Origin of the sequence: Solirubrum puertoriconensis (genome assembly GCF_001483135.1) — a bacterium.
Lineage (GTDB): Bacteria > Bacteroidota > Bacteroidia > Cytophagales > Hymenobacteraceae > Solirubrum > Solirubrum puertoriconensis.
On the sequence record NZ_LNAL01000007.1, the window covers coordinates 43,347 to 65,849 of the forward strand.

The 22,503-nt window shown below is 59.5% G+C and carries 17 protein-coding genes; 10 read left to right on the forward strand and 7 right to left on the reverse strand.

From position 1 onward, the window contains the following. The first annotated feature begins 123 nt into the window (after window positions 1-123). The 6 genes from ASU33_RS10545 to ASU33_RS10570 all read left to right on the forward strand — a co-directional run bounded on the left by ASU33_RS10545 (window position 124) and on the right by ASU33_RS10570 (window position 7,130). A complete protein-coding gene (locus ASU33_RS10545) occupies window positions 124-1,035 on the forward strand; it encodes a hypothetical protein (RefSeq protein WP_059070822.1) in 912 nt (303 codons plus the stop codon). Between the two features lie 195 nt (window positions 1,036-1,230). After that, window positions 1,231-2,475, forward strand: a complete 1,245-nt coding sequence (locus ASU33_RS10550; protein ID WP_059070823.1) for an aminotransferase class V-fold PLP-dependent enzyme — start codon at window positions 1,231-1,233, stop codon at window positions 2,473-2,475. 160 nt (window positions 2,476-2,635) lie between these two features. Beyond that, window positions 2,636-5,182: a type IA DNA topoisomerase gene (locus ASU33_RS10555; RefSeq protein ID WP_059070824.1), complete on the forward strand. Its 2,547-nt coding sequence runs from the start codon at window positions 2,636-2,638 to the stop codon at window positions 5,180-5,182. A gap of 178 nt (window positions 5,183-5,360) precedes the next feature. Next, on the forward strand, window positions 5,361-5,603 hold the full coding sequence (locus ASU33_RS10560) for a hypothetical protein (protein WP_149867160.1): 243 nt from the start codon (window positions 5,361-5,363) through the stop codon (window positions 5,601-5,603). A 102-nt stretch (window positions 5,604-5,705) separates the two neighbouring features. Beyond that, the gene (locus ASU33_RS10565; protein WP_059070826.1) at window positions 5,706-6,815 is read left to right on the forward strand and encodes a transglutaminase-like domain-containing protein; all 1,110 of its coding nucleotides are present in this window, start codon (window positions 5,706-5,708) and stop codon (window positions 6,813-6,815) included. A 90-nt stretch (window positions 6,816-6,905) separates the two neighbouring features. Beyond that, window positions 6,906-7,130: a DUF2905 domain-containing protein gene (locus tag ASU33_RS10570; RefSeq protein WP_059070827.1), complete on the forward strand. Its 225-nt coding sequence runs from the start codon at window positions 6,906-6,908 to the stop codon at window positions 7,128-7,130. Between the two features lie 8 nt (window positions 7,131-7,138). On the opposite strand, the gene ASU33_RS10575 is transcribed toward ASU33_RS10570, so the two are convergent. Then, on the reverse strand, window positions 7,139-7,879 hold the full coding sequence (locus ASU33_RS10575; protein WP_059070828.1) for a hypothetical protein: 741 nt from the start codon (window positions 7,877-7,879) through the stop codon (window positions 7,139-7,141). A gap of 38 nt (window positions 7,880-7,917) precedes the next feature. Beyond that, window positions 7,918-9,408, reverse strand: a complete 1,491-nt coding sequence (locus ASU33_RS10580) for an SDR family oxidoreductase (RefSeq protein WP_059071446.1) — start codon at window positions 9,406-9,408, stop codon at window positions 7,918-7,920. Between the two features lie 376 nt (window positions 9,409-9,784). On the opposite strand from ASU33_RS10580, the gene ASU33_RS10590 reads away from it, so the two are divergent. After that, a complete protein-coding gene (locus ASU33_RS10590; RefSeq protein ID WP_078063057.1) occupies window positions 9,785-11,446 on the forward strand; it encodes a glycosyltransferase family 39 protein in 1,662 nt (553 codons plus the stop codon). Between the two features lie 13 nt (window positions 11,447-11,459). After that, window positions 11,460-11,987: a GNAT family N-acetyltransferase gene (locus ASU33_RS10595; RefSeq protein ID WP_059070831.1), complete on the forward strand. Its 528-nt coding sequence runs from the start codon at window positions 11,460-11,462 to the stop codon at window positions 11,985-11,987. A 60-nt stretch (window positions 11,988-12,047) separates the two neighbouring features. On the opposite strand, the gene lysA is transcribed toward ASU33_RS10595, so the two are convergent. Both lysA and ASU33_RS10605 read right to left on the reverse strand, forming a co-directional pair. Continuing rightward, complete coding sequence (gene lysA, locus ASU33_RS10600) at window positions 12,048-13,190, reverse strand: diaminopimelate decarboxylase (protein ID WP_059070832.1); 1,143 nt, start codon at window positions 13,188-13,190, stop codon at window positions 12,048-12,050. Between the two features lie 125 nt (window positions 13,191-13,315). Further along, on the reverse strand, window positions 13,316-14,671 hold the full coding sequence (locus ASU33_RS10605) for an aspartate kinase (protein ID WP_059070833.1): 1,356 nt from the start codon (window positions 14,669-14,671) through the stop codon (window positions 13,316-13,318). Between the two features lie 624 nt (window positions 14,672-15,295). Here ASU33_RS10605 and ASU33_RS10610 point away from each other — a divergent pair. Together ASU33_RS10610 and ASU33_RS10615 are read left to right on the forward strand one after the other, a co-directional pair. Continuing rightward, entirely contained in the window at window positions 15,296-17,023 is a 1,728-nt protein-coding gene (locus ASU33_RS10610; RefSeq protein WP_059070834.1) for a beta-helix domain-containing protein, read from the forward strand. Window positions 17,024-17,311: 288 nt separating this feature from the next. Next, the gene (locus ASU33_RS10615) at window positions 17,312-18,175 is read left to right on the forward strand and encodes a DUF2911 domain-containing protein (protein ID WP_059070835.1); all 864 of its coding nucleotides are present in this window, start codon (window positions 17,312-17,314) and stop codon (window positions 18,173-18,175) included. A gap of 101 nt (window positions 18,176-18,276) precedes the next feature. On the opposite strand, the gene ASU33_RS10620 is transcribed toward ASU33_RS10615, so the two are convergent. The 3 genes from ASU33_RS10620 to ASU33_RS10630 form a co-directional block, all read right to left on the reverse strand. Next, the gene (locus ASU33_RS10620) at window positions 18,277-20,391 is read right to left on the reverse strand and encodes a glycoside hydrolase family 97 protein (protein WP_059070836.1); all 2,115 of its coding nucleotides are present in this window, start codon (window positions 20,389-20,391) and stop codon (window positions 18,277-18,279) included. 115 nt (window positions 20,392-20,506) lie between these two features. After that, a complete protein-coding gene (locus ASU33_RS10625) occupies window positions 20,507-21,439 on the reverse strand; it encodes an alpha/beta hydrolase (RefSeq protein ID WP_078063130.1) in 933 nt (310 codons plus the stop codon). A 102-nt stretch (window positions 21,440-21,541) separates the two neighbouring features. Then, a complete protein-coding gene (locus tag ASU33_RS10630; protein WP_059070838.1) occupies window positions 21,542-22,486 on the reverse strand; it encodes a restriction system modified-DNA reader domain-containing protein in 945 nt (314 codons plus the stop codon). Window positions 22,487-22,503 lie beyond the last annotated feature (17 nt).

Here is a 22,503-nt window from a genome sequence, read left to right on the forward strand (position 1 = left end):
AGGTTTTTGCGTTTCGGAGGGGAGCGTACTAGGTGCTTACCCTCACATGATTATGTGAGGGCTGCCGTTGCAACGGCCGGGCGCAGGGTTGGTCTTGTAAGCCGAACTTAATGGCTTTGCCTTATGCCAACCTTTAGCCGTATCGTGCCCGTGCTGGCCGCCTGCTGGCTTGCCGCTTCAGCCTTTCAGCCACCTAGGGCCGATACCTCCGCCACGCCCTCCGACGACCTAGGGGCACTCAGCGACGACTTCAACGACGCGGCTAGTTTGGGCAACTGGAAGCAATTTCATCAGGCCGAAGGCTGGCCCAGCATGGTGGCCCGGGCAGAGGTAGGAGGCATAGCCAAAGGGCTATTGTACCTCGAGCCCACCACCAGCGGCTGGTACGCCGATTTCCACGGCGCCTTCATGTACAAGGAGGTAACCGGCGACTTTTTCGTGACTTCGCGGCTGAAGATAACAGGCAAAACCGCCGAGCTGCCTGCCACTACATGGTCGTTGGCGGGGCTGATGGTGCGCGAAGCCCGGCCCACCGCCACGCCGGCCAACTGGAAGCCCAACGGCGAGAACTGGCTGTTCCTGACGGCGGGTATAGCGGAGCCGGTTGGCCAGCCCGTGTTCGAATCGAAGACCACCGTAAACAGCCGCTCCAACCTAAAGCTGCGCCCCGCCAAAACCGGTTGGGTGGAGCTGGGCATTATGCGCGTACGGGCCGCTTTTGTGCTGCTTTACCGCTACGATGGCGAAACCCAGTGGCACGTGCACGAGCGGTTTTACCGGCGCGATATGCCCCGCACCGTGCAAGTGGGCCTCAACGCCTACACCGATTGGTACTCGGCCCAGCAGTACCACAACGACCCCATGCGCTTCAACACCACCATCGTCAGCAACGGAAAGCCCGACCTAGGGCTGCACGTCGACTACGTACGTTTTCAGCGCCCCGGGTACCAGGCAAGCAGCCCTATGGCCGATGCCAGCGAGCTTACCGACTACACCCTCAGCAACGCCGAACTGCTGAAAACCTTGCGGCTCTGAGGGTAACGGTACTTGCCCTAGGTGCCCAGCACCCCAAGGAGCAGGAGGGGCCACATTGCCGCCTTTCCCGCTCCTTGGGGCACTGGGCATTAATACGGAGCCGGATTTCAGTATTTAAAAGGCCAACGGGCCTGCCGGGCGGGCGTACCATACCCTCGGGCCCTGCTAAGGCAGCGGCATGGTCGAATCAATAGTATGAGCCCCTCCGTGATTAAACACCCCAACACCAATACGCAAGCCATCAGCTGGAACCAGATTCGCGAACAGTTTAATCTCAACCCAGAGTACACCCACCTAGGCGCCTCGCAGTTTATCTGTTCGCACCCCAAAGTGGTGCGCGAGGCCATTCAGCACTACGCGCAGTTGCTCGACGCCAACCCGGTTATGAACACCCTGGCGCTGGAAAACGACGAGATGCAGAAGGTGCGCGAAGCAGCAGCTCGCTACTTGCAAATCGATAACCCCGATAACATTGCCCTGACGGACAGCACCACCATGGGCATGGGCCTGACCTACACGGCCCTGAACCTGCAGCCTGGCCAGGAAATCCTGACTACCGAGCACGACCACTACTCGCAGCACGAAGCCATACGGCAAGCCATTAAGCGCACCGGGGCCAGCTGCCGCACGATTCGGATGTACGAGCGCATCAACCACGTTACCGAGGAGGAAATTGTGGAATCGGTGGTGCGCGGCATTGGGCCGAATACCCGCGTGCTTGGCATTACGTGGGTGCACTCCAGCACCGGCCTCAAAACGCCCGTGGCTCAAATTGCGCAGGCCGTTGCCGCAGTAAACCGCCACCGCAACGAGGCCGACCGCGTGCTGCTGCTGGTAGATGGCGTGCACGGCTTTGGCATCGAGCGCGAAACGTTTGCCGACCTAGGCTGCGACTTCTTCATCACGAGCGGGCACAAGTGGCTCTACGGCCCGCGCGGTACCGGCTTGGTGGCCGCCACCAGCGCCGCATGGCAGCGGGTGTCGCCCATTATCCCAAGCTACACCGAGGCCATGGACGTCATCATCGAAGAAGACGAGCGGCCCGAGCACATGGATGGCAAGCAGATGACACCGGGCGGCTTTCACTCCCTGGAGCACCGCTGGGCGCTGCGGGCAGCGTTTGAGTTTATGGAAGGCCTAGGGCGCGAACGGGTGTGCGAGCGGGTGCACCAGCTAAACCGGCAGTGTAAAGAGGGGCTGGCCGCCATGCCGCACGTAACCTTGCACACCCCCCTGAGCGACGCGTTGTCGTCGGGGATTACCTCGTTTGAGGTGCGCGGCTACAACACCGATGAGGTAATTGAGCGGCTGAAGGAGCAAAAGGTGGTTGCTACCAAAGCCCCATACCGGCACTACAACTATGCACGCTTTACGCCGGGTATCTTCAACACCGAAGAGGAGGTGGAGCGGGGCTTAGCGGCCGTGCGCTCGTTGGCCTAACGAATGCCCAAGGCAGCTGCCCGATGGTGTTTGCAGCTTGCGTACCTAGGGCAATTGCCAGCGCAGCAGCGACTTTTTTCGGGCGTATCTTTGTTGATTCCAATGCCGCTGACGCATGCCACGCAGCGGTAGCCTACCGAATCAGCGAGAATCTGCGATAGTGAAAGTCTGCATTGCCGAAAAACCCAGCGTAGCCCGCGAAATAGCCAACGTGCTAGGTGCCAACCGGCGCATGGACGGCTACTACGAGGGCAACGGTTACCAAGTCACCTGGACGTTCGGGCACTTCTGCACCCTGAAGGAGCCCGAGGATTACCGCCCCGAGTGGAAGCGCTGGAGCATTCACGACCTGCCCATGATGCCCGACAACTTCGGCATCAAGCTGATGCAGGACGACGGCGTGCGCAAGCAGTTTGCCATCATCAAAGGTTTGCTGAACAGTGCCGAAGAGGTAATCAACTGCGGCGACGCCGGCCAGGAAGGCGAGGTAATCCAACGCTGGGTGCTCACCGAAGCCAAATACCGCAAGCCTTTCAAGCGCCTCTGGATTTCGTCGCTCACCGAAGAAGCCATTCGGCAGGGCTTTGCCAACCTGCGCGAGGGCAAAGAGTTCGACCGCCTGTACATGGCCGGCAAGAGCCGCGCCATCGGCGACTGGCTGCTGGGCCTGAACGCCACCCGATTGTTTACGCTGAAGTACGCCTCGGGCCGCGGGCAGGTGCTAAGCCTGGGCCGCGTGCAAACGCCCACGCTGGCCCTGCTTGTCGACCGCTACCACGAGATTCGCAACTTCAAGCCCGAGCCCTATTGGGTGCTGCGCACCGAGTACCGCGGCACCCTGTTCAGCCACGTAGCGCCGCCCAAAAAAGGCAAAGCCGACGACGACGAGCCCGATGAGAAGGCTCGCCTGAAAGCGCGCGGCTACTTCGTGAGCCAGGAAGAAGCCGATGCCGCCATGGCCGCCGTGAAGGATGCACCGCTGACGGTTACGGGCGTTGAAATTAAGAAGGCGCTGGAGTCGCCGCCTGCCTTGTTCGACCTTACCTCGCTGCAGGTGCAGTGCAACAACCAGCTGGGCCTCTCGGCCGAGGATACGCTGAAGACGGTGCAAAGCCTCTACGAGAAGAAGGTAGTCAGCTATCCGCGTGTGGATACCACCTTCCTGCCCGACGACCAGTACGCCAAAATTCCCGGCATTCTGCAGGGCATTAGCGGGCCGTACCGCACCCTGGTGCAGCCGCTGTTGGGCGAAAAGATTCGCAAGTCGAGCAAGGTCTTCAACAACAACAAGGTAACCGACCACCACGCCATCATCCCGACGGGCAACGCACCCGGTGGCCTGAGCCAAGCCGAGCACAACGTGTACGATATCATCGTGCGCCGATTTCTGGCTGCGTTCTACCCCGACTGCGAGGTCTCGAACACTACCGTAACGGCGGAGGCGGCAGGCCACCCGTTCCGGGTGCGTGGCCGACAGATTCTCAACCCGGGGTGGCGCATCGTGTACGGCGACCCTACGCAGCAACAGGCGCCTAGCACGGCGAAGGCTGGCGAGGGCGACGACGACGTGGTGAACACCGTGCTGCCGTCGTTCACGAAAGGCGAGTCGGGCCCGCACAAGCCGCGCCTCGACCAAAAAGTAACCCAGCCCCCACGCGAGTACACCGAGGCTATGTTGCTGCGCGGCATGGAAACCGCCGGCCGCAACGTGGAGGACGAGGAGCTGCGCCAGGCCATGAAGGAAAACGGCATCGGCCGGCCCTCTACGCGCGCCGCCATCATCGAAACGCTGTTTAAGCGCGGCTACATTCAGCGCGAGAAAAAGCGCATTGTGCCCACGCCTACGGGGGTGGAGCTGATTGGCCTGATCAGAAACCCCACGCTGAAATCGGCGGAGCTGACGGGCCAGTGGGAGCGGAAGCTGCGCCAGATTGAAGGCGGCAACCTCGAGCCCGATCAGTTTTTGGCCGAGCTGAAAGGCCTGGTGCAGGAGATGGTGCAGGAGGTAAAGCAAGACCGCGCCCGCATGGTGGCCCCGCCGCCCACCGCCACCGAAGCCGCTGCCTCGGCGGCCAAAAACGGCGGCAGCAAGCCCACCCCCGCAAAGCCCGCTGCCCCCACCACGCCCGGTCCCGAGGGTGCCCTAGGTGGATGCCCGGCCTGCGGCCAGGGCCACGTGCTGAAGGGTAAAACCGCTTTTGGTTGCTCGCGCTTCCGCGAGGGGTGCCAGTTCCGATTGCCGCTGATGTTCGAGGGCAAGAAGTTCACCGACAAGCAAGTGCAGGCGCTGCTGGCCAAAGGCCGCACTCCCGTCATCAAAGGCTTCATCGACGACCTAGGACAGAAGTTCGACGCGGCCATCGGCCTCAACGCCAAGCACCAACCCGAGCTGCAACGCGCAGCCGAAAGCAAGCCCGCCGCCGACGATAAGCCGCAGCAGATACCTTGCCCGGTGTGCCGCCTAGGTACCATGCTCAAGGGCAAAACGGCCTGGGGCTGCTCACGCTTCCGCGAAGACTGCCAGTTCCGGGTGCCGCTCGAGCTGTGCGGCCGCCAACTTACCGATGCGCAAGTGGCCAAGCTGCTGCGCCGGGGCAAGTCGGATGTGATACGCGGCTTTACCTCGCAGCGCACCGGCGCTAAGTTCGAGGCAGCCTTAGAAGTGACAGCCGAGGGCGAGGTGAAGTTTGTGTTCGAGAAGAAGTAAAAGACCGCTGAACCGGCTGCTACTCTCGTGGCAGCCGGTTTTCTTTTGCGGCAACAAGTCAGTAATACACAAAATGGCAGCAAAGCCGAAAAAATCAGCACCGCGTGCACCCAAGCCAGCAGCGAAGCAGGCAGTTGCTCCGGCCATACAACCGGCCCAACTCTACAAGGCGCGGCTGTTGGGCTACCTCATAGGCTTGGTGCCGCTAGTGGCCTTATTGCTGATGTTTCGGCAGATACTACCGAGCAACATAGCATTGGGTATCGTGTTAGTTGGCTTCATGGCCTCGGTGATGGTGCAGCAGCGCATTCGGCAGCGCTACCCCTACAATTTCAAAGAACGAGCCGAGTGGTGGGCCCTAGGTACCTACACAGCGCTGGTAGTGCTGCTAACGGTGGTGCTTCTCAGTTTTTGGTCCTGATGCTGAAAAGTGTTAGAAACCACATATTCATGTGATAAGGCCCAGGCAACGCCTGCTAAATCACCGGCATCTAGGCGGTCATACAAACTCATTCCGACCGCTATGAAAACCTCTTTGCTACTCGGCCTACTGCTCACTTGCGGAACGGCAATTGCCCAAACTCCTACCTACCAAGGCTTGCCCGTGGTGAAGGCACATGCCGACCAGGCCGATTACCGCCTTGGTAATGCTTGGGTGAGAGGCAGCTGGCGCATTGCCCCCGAGGCCAGCCCCGATGTGCTGCTCTTACCGCTGCACGCCAGCAAAGAAACCCTCGTGTTCCGGACCGACCGCGACTCCATCCGATACACGCTGGCGCCCGGCGACAAAAAGCAGTTTTACGTGTTGCTCGACGATGGCCGTTACGCCCTCACGGAGCTGCGCGCCACGGCTTTTGGAGCGGAGCGGCTGCGCTACAACGGCCCGCGCGGAGCCGCCACGCACGCCATTCGCTACGAGAGTGGAAGTGACAACGCGTACTTGGCCCAGCTGCGTCAGCAATACAACCTCGACGCCGTGGTGCAGGGTGCTGCCAACGACACCGAGCGCGCCCAGCGCCTGCTGCACTGGGTGCACCAGCAGTGGCGCCACGATGGCGGCAACACCCCAACGAAGAACGACGCCCTAACAATTCTGGCCGAGGCCAAACAAGGCAAGCAGTTCCGCTGCGTGGAGTACGGCATTGTGGCCACCTCATGCCTCAACGCCTACGGGTTGAAGTCGCGGGTGCTGGGCCTGAAAACCAAGGATGTGGAAACCACGCAATCGGGTGCGGGGCACGTGTTGCTCGAAACCTGGTTGCCCGACCTGCAAAAGTGGGTGCTGCTCGATGGGCAGTGGGATGTAATGCCCGTGCTGCGCGGTAAGCCGCTGAACGCCGTGGAGTTTCAGCAAGCCATTGTGCGTAACTACAAGGAGCTGGAACTTCGCAGCCTATCGGGCACGGCCAAAAGGGGGTACGTTGACTGGATAACGCCCTACCTGTACTACCTCGATGTACGATTCGACAACCGCGAAGGCGTTGGCCTGCAGCGCGAAAAGGTAAACGGCAAGGGCAGCCTGATGTTGGTGCCGGTGGGCGCTAAGGAGCCGACGGTGTTCCAGGCTAGCTCGCCCATTAACTACTGCGTGTATACCCGCTCGTTGGCCGATTTCTACGCCAAGCCAGAGTAAGGGCCGCCGATTTCAATTGCCGGTATCTGCTTGCATTGCACCCGTTCGGAGCGACTTACGTAACGAACGGGTGTACTTTTTCCCACATTGATGCCTCCCCAACTCGGCAAGTTACTCGTCATTATCGGCCTCGGCATTGTGGTACTGGGCGCCATCATCTGGCTAGGTGGCGGCAGCCTGTTCAGCTGGTTTGGGCGCCTGCCCGGCGACATTCGCATCGAACGGCCCAACTTCCGATTCTACGCGCCCATCGTATCGATGCTGCTGCTGAGTTTGGTGCTGAGCGCTATTATGTGGTTGGTGCGCAGGCTGTAGGCCCTAGGTTAGAAACTGCGCGCCAGCTGCAAGGTGCCCTGCGTGGGCGACTGACCTATGCGAAACGGCGGTTGGTAATAAGCGCTTATGCTCCAAGCATCGCCCAGGGCTACGTACGCCTGCCCAAATAACTGGGCGGCTTCGCTATCGTAGGATGAAGTTGGAAAGGCCACGCCCACTAACAGCCGAAATTGCCCTTCGGAGCCGAAGCCCCGTCCTGCACCTAGGCGCGCCGAGGGGTTGCCCAGGCCGGTCAGGTCGTGGGCGTAGTCGAGCTGTGCGTGCCAGCTGTCGAGGCGGCCGCCGCGCACGCGAAGTTGCGGTACAAACCGTACGGCCTGCAGCTCGCGGTAATAGCCCAGCTTGCCCACCCATATCCCAAACGAACCGCCAAAGTAGCGGCCGTCGGCGGCGGCGTAGGGGTTGAGGCCCCACAGGCGCGTGTTGCCCAGAATGGGGTAGCGGAAGTCGCCGGTAAGGTTACCAAAGCCGCCGCGCAAACCTACCGTAAAGGTGGTGCTGTAGTCGGCATCGGATTCCTGCCACAGGTTGCGGTGCGCCACGTGCAGCCCAGTGGCCCAATAACCCGGGTTACCCATCGCCAAATTGGGCTGCCGGCCCAGCAGTGCCTCAGTACCTACCAGCCAGCTGTTGATTACCTGGCGGCTCGGTGGGGTAGGGGTTTGGGCCTGCAGCGGCTGAGCGGCGGCCACGCAACCTAGGGCTGCGGCGAGGAGCACGTGTTTCACAAGGCAAAGAAACGGACTGCTCCCGCACGTAGTATGCCCTAGGTAGCCGACGGCACCGCAGACGATGGTGACCTAGGGGCGCTGCCGTACTGCACAATATTTTCGATCATGCCCTTGAAAATGACGAAATGGAAGGGCACTAGCGAATACCAGTACAAGCGCCCCGCCAAGCCGCGCGGCCGGAAAGCGGCCAATTGCTCGAGCGTGTGGGTGCCATCGGCGTTATCGAGAATGCGGAATTGCAGCCACGCCTCGCCGGGCAGCTTCATTTCGGCATAGAGCAGCAGGCGACGACTGACGCGGTCGGCTACCAGCACGCGCCAGAAATCGAGCGGGTCGCCGGGGCGCAGCGATGAGGCGGAGCGGCGTCCGCGCCGCAAGCCCACACCGCCCACTAGTTTATCGAGCAAGCCACGCACGCGCCACAGCCAATCAACCTTGTACCACCCGCGTTTGCCGCCAATGCGCCAGATGTTATCGAGCACCTCTTCGGGCGGGCGGGCAAAGTGCATTACTTGGCGGTCGAAGAACATGCCGTGCTGCGGTATCTGCACGTAGTCCATGTAGTTTTTGTCGGCCACGCCGCTGCTGGCGGCATCCTTCCAGCTGCTGATGACCTCGTTTTGCTCGATGCGCTGAAACGCCAGCTCCAGGGCTTCGGTGTAGCTCATGCACTGGTGCGGCACGGCTTTGCGGATGCTGCGACGCAGATCGGCCACGGTGTCGTTCTTCAGCGAATCAACCAAGCTTTGCGCCAGCGAAAACGAGGTGCGCGTTACCAGAAACAACCACCACGACGACAACCGGGGCGTGAGCACCGGCACCGTGAGTATGGGCCGACGAAAGCCGCGCAGCCGCGCAAAGCCCTGCAGCATCTGCTTGTACGTGAGCACATCGGGCCCACCGATATCGAAGGTTTTGCCCAGGCAAGCGGGGTTGTCGAGCACGGCTGTGAGGTAGTGCATCACGTCGCGCACGCCAATGGGTTGGCAGCGCGAGTTCAGCCACTTGGGGCCTACCATCACAGGCAATTTCTCGACTAGGTCGCGAATGATTTCGAACGAAGCCGAGCCCGACCCGATAATGATGCTGGCACGCAGTACCGTGGCTTGCGCGTGGGCGGCTTTCTTCAGCTCGCGCTCCACACCTAAGCGCGAGCGGAGGTGGGTGGAGAGCTTCGGATCGTTGACGATGCCCGAGAGGTAAATCACCTGCCGGATGCGGGTGCCGTTGAGATACTGCACAAAGTTGCTGGCCGACTGCTGCTCGGCGCGGTAAAAATCGCGGCCGTTGGTGCTCATGGAGTGCACCAGGTAATACGCCGCGTCGAAATCCTGGGGCAAATGGCGTAGGGTGTCGGGTTGGCGCAAGTCGGCTTGCACCACCTGCACACGGTCGTGCAGCGGGGCCGGCAGTTCGTAGCGCCTAGGGTCGCGCACGAGGCAGGTTACGTCGTGGCCGGCTTCTACCAGCAGCGGCAGCAAGCGTTGGCCAATGTAGCCGTTGGCGCCGGTAAGCAGAATGCGCATAAGCCAAATGAGTTGCAAGCCAGAGTACTTAGGCTAACTCAAGTGCGCGGCAAAGGTTTGGGGCCGCAAGGCGGCGCAGAAAGCAATTGGCCTATATTGCCTCAATGAATAGCAATCCGCCCACAACTCGGTTGAAGTTGCGCCCGATGTTTTTTGCAGGCTTAGCATGGCTGGTGTTAGGCCTGTCGCAACAGAGTATGCGGGTGTTTGCAATCCTGGGCGTGATGTTTATGGTAATCAGCTTAAGGCCGCGCAAGGCTGCTCAACCGGCCGCGGACGCTGGGCCGGGTGATGATCAGGAGCCCGGGGCATAGCGAAATACCGCCTAGGTAGTTGGCAAGCGCTACTTTTGCCCGCGCTTCTTGTTTGCTTGCTTATGCCGTCTTTACCCATGTCGTCGCGTTGGTGGTTGTGGTTGCTGCTGCTAGCCCTAGGTGGGGCGTTCTTCGTCAACCTCAACGCTTGGGGCGTACTCGAGAGCAGCGAAGCCCGCTACGCCGAAATTGGCCGCGAAATGCTGGTGGGGCAGGATTGGCTGCACCCGCGCCTGCTGGGTATTCAGCACTTTCATAAGCCGCCCGTTACGTACTGGCTCACGGCCGCCGGGCTGGGGCTGTTTGGTAGCTCGGCCGGTGCCGTGCGCGTGCTGCCGGTGCTGGCGGTGCTAGGGCAAGTGGCGCTGATGTACGGTTTGGGCCTACTGCTGTTCAGCGGCGATAAGCGCCGCGCCATTGCCACGGCGGTGGTATACGGCACGCTGCCGGTGGTGCTCATTTCGGCGCTCAACGTAACTACCGATGCCTACTTGGCTACGCTGGAGCTGCTATCGGCTTATGCGTTTGTGCGTTACCACTACACGCCCGCTGGCAAGCCGGCCGCGGGTTGGCTTTACCTAGGCTGGGTAGCGTTGGGGCTAGGTTTCCTCACGAAAGGCCCAGTAGCAGTGGTGCTACCGCTGATGGCCGTTATCAGCCTGCACACCAACCGCGCCGCGCCGCGCCGCCCCTGGAGTGCGCACCACCTGCTGGCCGTTCTGCTGTTTGTGCTGGCGGGCCTGAGCTGGTACCTGCTGCTACTGCTCGACGACCCGAAGTTTCTGCGCTACTTCCTGTTCGAACACACGGTGCAGCGCTTTGCCAATGCGGCCACGTTTAACCGGGCTAAGCCGTGGTGGTTTTATGTGGTGCTGGCCCCACTAGGCAGCTTGCCATGGTCGGCGGTGCTGATTACCGAAGTAGTACGCAACGGTTGGCGCGGCCTGTGTACTCGGTGGCAGCAAGTACTGCTGTGGTGGGTGCTGGTGCCGCTGGTGTTCTTCTCGCTCTCCAAATCGAAGCTGCTGCTCTACGTGCTGCCCATTTTTCCGGGGGTGGCGCTGCTGACGGTAGAGCTGCTCGGCCGCCGCACCGATGCCGTGCTATTTCGCTGGTATGTGGGCTTTATGTCGTTGTTCGGGTTGTTGCTCGGGGCCATGTGCTTGCTGCCCATCTTCGGTCCGGGCTTTGGCCTCACCATCAGCCCAGTTACGGCCATGTGGCCCGCAGGAGGTGTAGTGGTGCTACTGCTCACGCACTTGTTTTGGGATGAAGTGCGCATTGCCCCCAAGCTACTGGTGCTCACGGTGGTATTCACGATGGGCTTGCTGGTTTCGGCCAAGGCGTTCCTAGGTCAGGTAGAGGGGCAGGCCAACGGCAGCCGCCCAGTGGCCGAGCGCCTTGAGCAACTGAAACTGGCGCAACGCCCAGTGCTAGTGTACAACGAGTTGCTGCCTTCGTTGGCGTTCGAGCAGCACAAGCTGCCAATTTCGCTCTACGATGGCAACCACAGCCTGCAGCGCGAAACCCAGTTCGAGCGCGACGAGCAATGGCGCCGCCACCTCATCAACCTGCAAGACCCCGCCGATACCGTGGCCCTAGGTGCCTGGCTCCGCCAACGCCCCGTGGTGCTGACCAAAAAGGAATTGCCCACCGAGCGGCAGTACCTGGTGAAAGGTCTCAGTAAGCACGAGCAAGTAGGCCCCTGGACTATTTACTACTAAGCACAACTTGCTGATGGCCGAGCCAAACCCGCAGATACGCCCCGAAATGCCGGCCGATAAAGAAGCCGTTTTCGAGGTAAACAAGCATGCCTTTAACCGCCCCGACGAGGCTCTTTTGGTTGATGCGCTGCGTCAGAGCCCTGCTTTTGTGCCAGGTTTGTCGTTGGTGGCCGAAGCGGCCGGGCAAGTGGTCGGCCATATCTTGTTTACCATTATCAAGATCGAGCAGCCGGGCCGGGAGCCAATTACGAGCCTAGCACTTGCGCCCATGGCTGTGCTGCCGGAGTGGCAAGGCGAAGGCCTAGGTACCCAGTTGGTGCAACGTGGTTTGGAGCAGGCCCGCGCGTTGGGGTACCGCTCAGTAATCGTGCTTGGCCACGAGCGTTACTACCCTAGGTTCGGTTTCAGGCCTGCGCAGGAGTGGGGCCTCAGCGCTCCTTTTGCGGTGCCAGCCGCCGCATTTATGGCCTTGGAGCTGGTAACCGGTGGGTTGGCTGGTGTGCAAGGTGTGGTGCGCTATGCGCCCGAGTTCGGCCTCTAACCACCGCGGCCCGGCATCCTAAGTGGTTACCGGGCCGCGGTGGTTTTGGTAGGGCGAGTACTACACGTACACCGCCGGGGCTTTGTCGCGCAGGTTGTAGTTCGAGGCCATTACCTCGCCGTAGGCGCCGGCCGTGCGCAGCACTACCACGTCGCCGCGGCGGGTTTCGGGCAGGGCAATGCGCCGCCCAAACGAGTCCGACGATTCGCAGATGGGGCCAACCACGTCGTAAAGCTGCTCCTCGCCTTTGCTGGTCAGGTTCTCGATGCGGTGGTAGCTCTGGTACAAGGCCGGGCGGATCAGCTCCGTCATGCCCGCATCGAGAATTGCGAAGCGCGTCTGCTGGCTTTCCTTCACGTAGAGCACGCGGCTTACCAGCGTGCCACACTGGGCCACCAGGGCGCGGCCAAGCTCTACGTGCACCTGCTGCTCGGGGCGGCGGCGCAGGTACTGGTCGATGGTGCTGAAGTAGGCCTCGAAGTCCGGAATCAGCTGCTCGTCGGGCTGCTCGTAGTTCACACCTAGGCCGCCGCCTACGTTGAGGTGGGGCAGCACAATGCCACGGTGCTCAAACCACTGCTGCAGCTCGTTTACGCGGTGGCACAAGGTTTCAAATACCGATATGTCGGTAATCTGCGAACCGATGTGCACGTGCAAACCCACCAGTTCCACGTGTGGCAGCGTTGCCAGCATATCTACCACGCCCGGCAACTCGGCCATGCCAATGCCGAACTTGTTGGCTTTCAGGCCCGTGGTAATATAGTGGTGCGTGCGAGCATCCACGTTGGGATTGAGGCGCAGCGCCACGCGGGCTTTTTTACCTAGGGCGCCGGCTAGCTCGCTGAGCACCTCCAGCTCGGGGCCCGACTCCACGTTGAAGCACCAGATATCGGCAGCCAGCGCACGGTTGATTTCCGCATCCGATTTGCCTACGCCGGCAAACACCACGTGGTCGGGCGCGAAGCCGGCCTCGAGGGCGCGCTGCACTTCGTTGCCGCTTACGCAGTCGGCTCCAAAACCATGCTCCCGCATCAACTGCAGCACGGGGTCGTTGGTGTTGGCTTTGAGCGCGTAATGCACCTGAATGTTGCGCGACTCGGCGGCGCGCTGGGCGGCCTGCAAGGTCTGGCGCAGCAGGCCTAGGTCGTAGAGGTAAAAGGGTGTGGGCCGGGTGGCTAAGTCCGACGGAAGTTGAAGAGACATGGTATACGTGGGCTTACCCTTGGCCGCCCCTGGGTAGGAAAGCGGCCAGGCGGCCAGGCCGCGGTAGGGTAAGTGGTTGAAAGCGAAGTGTAAATCAGAAAGCTAAGACCCGAAAGCAGCCGGGCTTAGTTCCCTTGGATAGGAGCGTTAGCCAAGGCTTGCTCGCGCCGAAACAGGCCATCGTTGAGGGCATGCAGGGCGCGGGCCTTGTCGGTGGTGTTGATGAGGATGCTGATGTTGTTGGGCGAGCCGCCGTAGCTAATCATGCGCAACGGCACATCGCGCAAGGTATCGAACACTTGCCCGGCCGCGCCGTGTTGCTCCTGCACCAGGTTGCCCACCAAGCAAATGATGGTGAGGTCGGTATCGATTTCGACGGTGCCAAAGCGGCGCAGCTCTTCCAGAATAGCAGGCAGGTTGCTCGAGTCATCGATGGTGAGGGACACGGCCACCTCCGAGGTAGTTACCATATCGATGGGCGTGCGGTAACGCTCGAATACATCGAAAATGCTGCGCAAGAAACCGAAAGCCAGCAGCATGCGGCTGCTTTTGATGCGAATGGCCGTGAGGCCGTCTTTAGCGGCTACTGCCTTAATTGCCTCCGAACCGGTTTTCGACGAAATGAGCGTACCAGGCGCTTCGGGCTGCATGGTGTTCAGCAGGCGCACCGGAATACCGTGCTCGCGTGCGGGCAGCACCGAGCTGGGGTGCAGAATTTTAGCTCCAAAATAGGCCAGCTCGGCCGCTTCATCAAACGACAACTCGCGGATGGGGTAGGTGCCCTCTACCACGCGCGGGTCGTTGTTGTGCAGGCCGTCGATGTCGGTCCAAATCTGGATTTCCTCGGCATTGGCGGCCGCCCCAATCAGCGAAGCTGAGTAATCGGAGCCGCCGCGCTTCAGGTTATCGATATAGCCCTCGGCACTGCGGCAGATGTAGCCTTGCGTGATGAACAGGTGGTGCCCTAGGTTTGCCGCCAACTGCGAAGCCAGATGCTCGCGGATGTAGGCCGCATCGGGTTCGTCGTCGTGGTCGAGGCGCATGAACTCCAGCGCCGGCAGCAAGGCCGCTTGCTCGCCCAACACGCGCGTGAGGTACAAATGAAACAGCTGCGTGCTTAGCAGCTCGCCTTGGGCCAGAATCACCTTTTCGCCCGAGGCCGACAGCGGCGTGCGGGTGAGGTTGAAGATGGTTTTGAACGACTCGTCGAGCAGCTTGGTGGCCTCCTGGGCCACGGCCGCATCGGGCAGCAGCTCCTTGGCTACCATGTGGTAGTGCTGGCGCAAAATCTCGGTTTGCGAGGTAGCCGCCGTGATTTCGCCTTCGAACAGCAGCTTGGCAATGGCTACCAGCGCATTGGTGGTGCCCGACATGGCCGAGAGCACCACGATGCGGGGCTCCTGGGCCTTAATAAGCTCGGCCACGGCACGCATCCGCTCGGCCGACCCGACGGACGTGCCGCCGAACTTGAGAACTTTCATGAGAGTAGAGAAAGTGGAGTGACAAGGACTCAACCACTTGCAGGGTGGTTGCTAGGTGAAACGCAAGAAAAAAGCGCCGGTTGGAGGACCGGCGCTAACTACTTTGAAGTAAGATTAAACAAGTGGCAGGGCGACGGTCAGCTACGGGTACGTTTCACCCGTTTAGCGCACTTACCCTTTTTGCCCATAGCACACACGTCAGCCGCAGCCAGGGTAACCAGGCCGGCCGAAGCGGTTTGCGAAGCGAAAATGAAAGCGGTGCTGAACATGCTGATGCAAATGTAACTCTGCCGATGCCCCGATAAGCTGGGATTAGCTGAGTTTGCGGCCGCGAAGTACGGACATAAAGCCGCAACAACCAGCACCCCGAAAAAATATATGTGTTACACAGGGCCAGGCACAAGGATGTACTGCGGTGCCCTAGGTGCTAGGCGGGGCGCTAAAACTCGGCGCCTAGGACTCAGTAACCCGAATTGTCGTTGAGTGCTGAAAAGTAAGCATCAGAGCAACAGGTTTGTAATTGTATCATCACCAGAATATGTGATTGTGGCCTGCGGAGCTTGCAAGTAGGTTTGGGGCACCAATCTGACCTAGGGTCAGCCACGCACCCCAACCTCCCTACCTATGAAAACGCTTAGCAACTCGGCGCTGCGCACGGCGCTGCTTGGCAGCTTTGGCCTCGCCGCACTGATCGGCTGCAACAAGAACAACGAGCCGGAGCCCAACAAGCCCACTCCCGGCGGCAATAATACCTGCAGCTACACCGTGGTGTCGGTTACCAACGCCATAAACACGCCTACTACTTGGCAGAGCTGCAAAGTGTATGTGGTAGGGCCCAACGTCACGCTGGGCAGCACGCTCACCATCGAGGCTGGAGCCATCGTGAAGTTTCAGGCCAACGCAGGCTTGTCGTTAACGGCGGGTGGGCGCATTGAGGCGGTGGGTACTGCCGATAACCCTGTGGTGTTTACCTCGGTTCTCGACGACGCCAACGGCGGCGACACCAACAACGACGGCACCGCTACCACGCCGGCCAAGCGCAATTGGGGCAGCATTGCTCTAGCGGGCCAAAGCGGTTCGCGCTTCGAGCACTGCCGGTTTATGTACGGTGGGGCGGGGGCGCCCAACACAACGCTCGATCTGTTTGGTGCCTCGGCCACGGTGCGCAACTGCCGGTTTGTGCGCAACGGCGGTGGTGCTCCCAACTTTAAAGGAGCCCTCAGTGCCAGCCGTGCGCCTACCAACACGGTAATCGAAGGCAATACGTTTTACCTGAACGAAATGCCGCTGCGCATCACCAATCTGTATAGCCTCAACAACTCCAATACCTTCAGCAACCCCGCCAACGCGGCCGAGAAAAACGACTACAACGGCATTTGGGTAGAGGACGCCACCAGCACCTCGGTGGCGTTGACTTGGGGCGAAACCGAAGTGCCCTTCGTGGTGGGCGGCCTCACGCTTGATGCGCCCATGACCCTGGAGCCCGGCGTAATGGTGAAGTTCGACGACCTAGGCAACCTGGTGCTCACGGCCAGCTCGGGCCGCATACTAGCCAATGGTACCGCGGCGCAGCCCGTCGTGTTCACGTCCATCCACGACGATGCCACGGGCGGCGACACCAACGCCAACGGCAATGCCACCGCCCCGGCCCGCAAAAGCTGGCGCGGCTTGGTGCTGAACACCACCACCGGCTCGGTGCTCGATAATTCCCGCTTTTACTACGGCGGCAGCGGTGGCACGGTACTCAACCTAACCGGCGCCGTGGCAGAAGTGCGCAACAGCGTATTTGCCCACAACGGCGACGATGTGAGCACGGCTACCCGCGCCGTGCTCGATGCCCACGCCTCGGCGGGCGGTACCGTTATCCGCAGCAACACCTTCTTCGACAACGTGCGCCCCTTGTCGATTACCTCCAACATCGACCTCGACGACTCCAACACCTTCAGCAACCCCGCCAACGCAGCCGAGAAAAACCAGTACCAGGGCATCTACGTCGACTGGAACGCGAACCTGCTGAAGCCCAACGTGAGCTGGGGCGAAACAGAGGTGGCATTTGTGAACCTGAGCAACATCGACCTGGCACCTGCCAACACGCTGGCCCTTGGCAACAACGTGGTGCTGAAGTTTAACCCCGGCCTGCAAATGACGCTGCGCACCGGCACCAGCCAACTGCTCAACCACAACGGGTCCGGCGTACGCTTTACCTCCGTGAAGGACGACGCCCTAGGGGGCGACTCGAACGGCAACGGCACTGCCAACGCGCCCGCCGCCAACGATTGGCGGGGCATCTACATCGATACGCTACCGGGCGTGTGGGTGCAGGGTAGCCACATCCTGTACCAGAGCCACTAAGCGCCGCGCATCTAGGCTTAGCTACTATTCAATTGTTCTATTTCTGTGTAGCCGCTTTGGTGCCAAAAGGCACCAAAGCGGCTGCCATGTTTGGGCCTTGTGGTCCTAAGTCGGGCACGCGCAATACCCACACCGGAGCAGCGTTGTAGGCCCCGGAGCTCTGTGGCGTGTGTATTTCGGCGGCATTCGGCTACCTTACCGAACGTTTGTTGGGCTTCTTGCTAATTTTCGGCCTGTACTGGGACGATGTTTGCTTGTAAGTTCGACTGAGTTCCACACCCGACCTGCATGAAACTACTTCCCACTCTGGTTTTGGCTGGAGGCTTGTGTAGCGTAGCCGCGCTGCCGCTGCAAGCCCAACAACTGCGGCTGCCCGTGATGAGCCCTACCGTGCGCATGCGGCAGGATTTCTCCACGTCCTACATCGAGCTGGCGTACGGCCGCCCCTCCAAGCGCGGCCGCGACATCTTCGGTAAGCTCGAGCCCTACGGCCAGGTGTGGCGCACGGGGGCCAACTCGTCTACCCGCATCAAGTTTGGCGAGGAAGTAAAGTTTGGTGGCCAAGTGGTGCCGGCCGGTACCTACGCCTTGTTCACCATTCCCGACCCCAAGGAGTGGACCATCATCCTGAACAAAGACACCTCGCAGTGGGGTGCCTACGACTACCGGCCCGAACTCGATTTAGCGCGCGTGAAGGCCAAGCCGCGCACCTCTAACACCGCCGCCGAGTCGTTTTCCATTATGCTGGAAAACCTGCAGCCCGCCGCCGCCGACCTCACCCTGCGTTGGGACAAAGTGCGCGTGAGTGTGCCCATTGAGGCCGATGCCGACGCCCGCATCATGGCGCAAATTCAGGACGCCATGAAGACGGACAAGAAGCCGTACTTCGCCGCCGCGCAGTACTACTACAGTACCGGCAAAGACCTAAACCAAGCCATTACCTGGCTCGACGAATCCATTAAGCAGCAGCCCAGCTATTATGCCTATTACTGGAAGGGCAAAATGCTGCAAAAGGCCAACCGCAACTCCGAAGCCGCCGAAGCCGCCCGCCAGTCGCTGGCCTTGGTGAAGCAAGAGAAAAACGAGCACAGCCGCGACGAATACACCCGCCTGAACGAGCAGCTGCTTAAGGAGGTGAAAGGCAAAAAGTAAGCGGCATTTTTAGCCCCCAGAAGCCGCAGAGGGCTTACGCGGAGGACGCTGATATCAGCGCCTTCTACGTAAGCCCTCTGCGGCTTTTGCGGAAAACCGACCTAGCGCCGCGCGGGCTTAAAGCTGATGGCTGTACCACCACCGGCAGCCAACTGCAGCTTTAAATTCGATTTGCTGGTTACCCGCACATTCCGGATCTGGTACACCATGGGGTTTTTCTCCCAATCGGCGCCTTTACCGTCGGCGTAGATGGTGGCCTCGTAGGTGGTGTTGGGCGAGAGGAAGTCGAGCTTCACTTGCTGGTTGCGGGCCTGCTCGTCGGTAATGGCACCTAGGTACCACTCGTCTTTGCCTTTGGCTTTGCGCGCGATGGTGAGGTAGTCGCCGGGTTCGGCCAGCAGCACGCGGGTGTCGTCCCAATCCACAGCTACGTCCTTGATGAACTGAAAGGCATCGAGGCGCTGCTCGTAGGCTTCGGGCAGGTCGGCGGCCATTTGCAGCGGCGAGTACATGGTAACGTACAGGGCCAGCTGCTTGGCAAGGGTAGTGTGCACTTGCCGGCCTTTGTTGCGCTCGGGGTTCCAGCTTTCCAACTTTATCTGGAAGACGCCCGGCGTGTAATCCATGGGGCCGCCCATCAGGCGCGTGAAGGGCAGAATGGTTTCGTGCTCGGGCGGGTTGCCTTCGCTCCAGGCGTTGAACTCGTTGCCGCGTGCGGCCTCGCTGGCCAGCCAGTTGGGGTAGGTGCGGTGCTGGCCCGTCGGCCGCACCGATTCGTGCATATCCACCATAATCTGGCGCTTGGCCATGTGCTCGGCGGTGCGGTTGTAGTGGTTCACCATCCACTGGCCATCGTGGTGCTCCCCGCGCGGAATAATGCGGCCCACGTAACCGGTTTTCACGGCGTCGTAGCCGTGGTCTTTCATAAAGCGCAGGGCTTCGTCTTGGCGGCGCTCGTAATTGGTAACCGAGCCCGAGGTTTCGTGGTGCATAATCAGCTTCACGCCCTTGCCCGTGGCGTAGCGCTGCAGCTCCTGCACGTCGAAATCGGGATAGGGCGTCACAAAGTCGAACACCTCCTCCTTCCAGTTGCCGTGCCAGTCTTCCCAGCCCACGTTCCAGCCTTCTACCAGCACGCCCTCAATGCCGTGCTTGGCTGCAAAATCGATGTAGCGCTTCACGTTGGCGGTGTTGGCACCGTGGCGTCCGTTGGGCTTAAGCGCGTTCCAATCGGTGGAGGCCAGCTTTAGGTTGCCCGTGTCGGAATAGTTCCAGGAGGCTTTGTTGACGTGCATTTCCCACCACACACCCACAAACTTCTGCGGCTTTATCCAGCTTACATCCTGCAGCTTGGTGGGCTCGTTCAGGTTCAGAATAAGCTTCGAGGCCAGTACCTCGGTGGCTTTGTCGCTTACCACCACCGTGCGCCAGGGCGTGTGCTCGGGCGCTTGCAGGTAAGCCGCGGCCCCGGTAGCCGAGGGCACCAGCTGCGCACCTAGGGCGTAGTTCTTGGTGTCCACGTTCAGCATCATGGCAGGGTAGTTCACCAAGGCTGCTTCGTGGATGTTCACGTACAACCCGTCGTCCGATTTCAGCATTAAGGGCGTTTGCACCGTGGTTGGCGCTGCCTTCAGCTGAATGGGCGTAATGGGCAAGGTGTTTACCTCGCTCAGGCGGGTGGTTTGGTAAGCGTACTCGTTCGAGTCGTAGTCGCCGGGTATCCAGAAGGCTTTATGGTTGGCGGGCAAGTTGAACTCGGTACGCTCTTGCTGCACCACAAAGTACTGTAGGTTGGGCTGCTGCGGCCACTCGTAGCGAAAACCTAGGCCGTCGTCGAACAACCGGAAACGCACCTGCATCTGCCGCTTTTCAGTGCCCGGTTGCTGCAGCGTTACCAGCAACTCTTTGTAGCGGTTGCGGATTTGCTTCACCTCGCCCCACACCGGCGCCCAGGTTTCATCAACCTGCGCCGAATCAACTTTGATTACAGTTAGCCCTTTGTCGAACCCTGGCTGGCCTTGCAGCAACACACCTAGGCGGCTGGGTTTCAGCACCTGCTTCTGCCCGAAGCTGAGCTGGTACAGCGGCTCGCCCTCGGGGCTTAGCCGAAAGTTGAGCGCGAGCTTATTGGTAGGGGAGTGGAGGGTTTGAGCCAGCGCGGGCCCGGAGGCAAGCAGCGCGGCGGCAAAGGCAAAGGCAAAGGCAGCACGGGTCATAGGGCGCAAGGTAAGGCAGCTGCGGCAGTTTAAGTTGCGCAGTTTATTTGCAAGATGCCTGTTTTATCGACTGTGCCACCAACCTGTTTTTGCAACACCGACTACCCATCGGCAGTTACCCCAAGGCTACCGCCGATAACTTGGTGGCACTTGCTCGCTCTCTGATAATCTTCCCGATTTCATCCAGAGCCTGCCGGGCCTCACGCATTACGGGCAGCAAGGGCCAGATGTGCGGCATACCTGCGCCACGTACCACCCGTAGCGGTACCTCTGCGGTCATCAGTTTTTGAGCCAGCAACTCTTCGTCGGGGCGCGTGATGTCGCGCTCGGCAATGAATAAGTAAGTAGGCACGAAGCCCTCGAACGAGCCGTAAAGCGGCGAAATATCAGAGCTGCGCAACGACAACGGGCCGGCACACATGCGCTTGGCCGACAACACGCCCGCCGTAGCAAGCATGATATCCTGCTGATCCAGCGACAGTATTGCCGGGTTGGTCATGCTTGCATCGGCCACCGGCGACACCAGAATGAGGCTATTGGGCAGTTCGGCCACAGCTCGCTGCAGCAGCCGTTGGACCAGCAGCGTTAGCAGCGTGCCGCCCACCGAATCACCGATGAGAATAATGTTGCGGGCGGCGTAGCGCGTGAGCAGGTGGGCGTAGGCGTCGTCAAGGCTGCGGTTGAGCGCGCCGATCTGGTTTTCCGGCGCTTTGGGATAGTCTACCAAGTAAGCCGTCAGCTGGGTTTGCTGCGCAAGCCGGGCAATGCTGTGCCAGTTAATTTCGGTGGGGCCGTAGACAAAGGCGCCGCCGGGGCAGTACAGTACAGCCACGTCCGGCTGGCTGACGGTGGCGGGCAATATTTCCGTCAGCGTGGCTAGCCCGGCCTTTACCGTCCGGAACTCTTGCCCCAGCGTATGGCGCGACGTGGGCACGTGCACATCATCGCGGCGCAGCTTAGCGTAGTCGATGGGGGAGCCGGCAAAGGTTTTCTTCAAGCCTTTGAGCTTGATGACGGAGGCAGTTAGGTAGTAGGTCAGGCTAGGCATGTTGCAGATAAGGGTTAGCTGTTGTGCACTGACCAGCAAAGCCATTGCCCCGCTGCACTACGCACGAGCAATTCACCCTTTTATGTGGTGCTGGGCTAAGCTCTAGATAGCCTTAAGATGTGTGCTCAGAAGTTTATCTCGAAGATCTGCAATGAGTTCACCATTAATGGTTTTCCAAGCTGTCCATCCATTTACTGTCTGTCTATTGCTTCCAGCGTTCTTTATCCCAGCTAAGGCAGCATAGCTTGGACTTGTAAATACTTGACCTAAGACTGCAAGTGAGCCGTCATCTTGTATCACAGCTTCATACTTATTCTGACTTCCGTTCTTAGGCTTGTACGTCATAAATAACTTATCAAATGGTTGTATGTAGCCAGCAGCTATTAGATCAAATATCTCAATATTGTTTTTAGATAAACTACCCGATAATGTTTTATATTTTTCTTCTTCCTCTATATCTATTGTAGGTTTAAATTCCTCGGGAAATTCGTAAATAATATTGTTTGGATCTCCTAATTCTACAAACTTGCTAAGTGTCCAAAGTTTTAATTTTAGTTTTTGCTGCCTGGCCCAATCACTTAGATCATTGGGGATAAAGTCTATTGGAATGCCTATGACAGGATCTTGATTTAATATCTCGCTAACTATTTTTCTTACATCAACTGAGTTGATGTTTAGGTTGTCAAACTTTTCTTTGGTTTGAGAATTTACATCGCTATATAACTTTACTGCTGCATCTTCAAGGATGCGTTTAGTTGACGTTTGTTGAGAAGCCACTATCTGCTTAGATACTTGTTTGGCAATATGATTCCATACATCATGATGACCTAGTTCAGCCTCAACGATGTACCATTTGCGCTGACCTATATCGATAGCAAATACATCTGGTATGGTTCCTAAACCATCAGCGGTTCTAATTTTAGTCTTAGGCAAGTAGAATGAATCAGGCCCAAACAAGTATTCGTAATTATTTATTACAACTTGCTCAAGTTCTGCTTCGTTCTTGAAGGGTGTTTTTAGGTATTTTCTTGTAGCAAAAATTAACATTGTTTTATTGTATTATC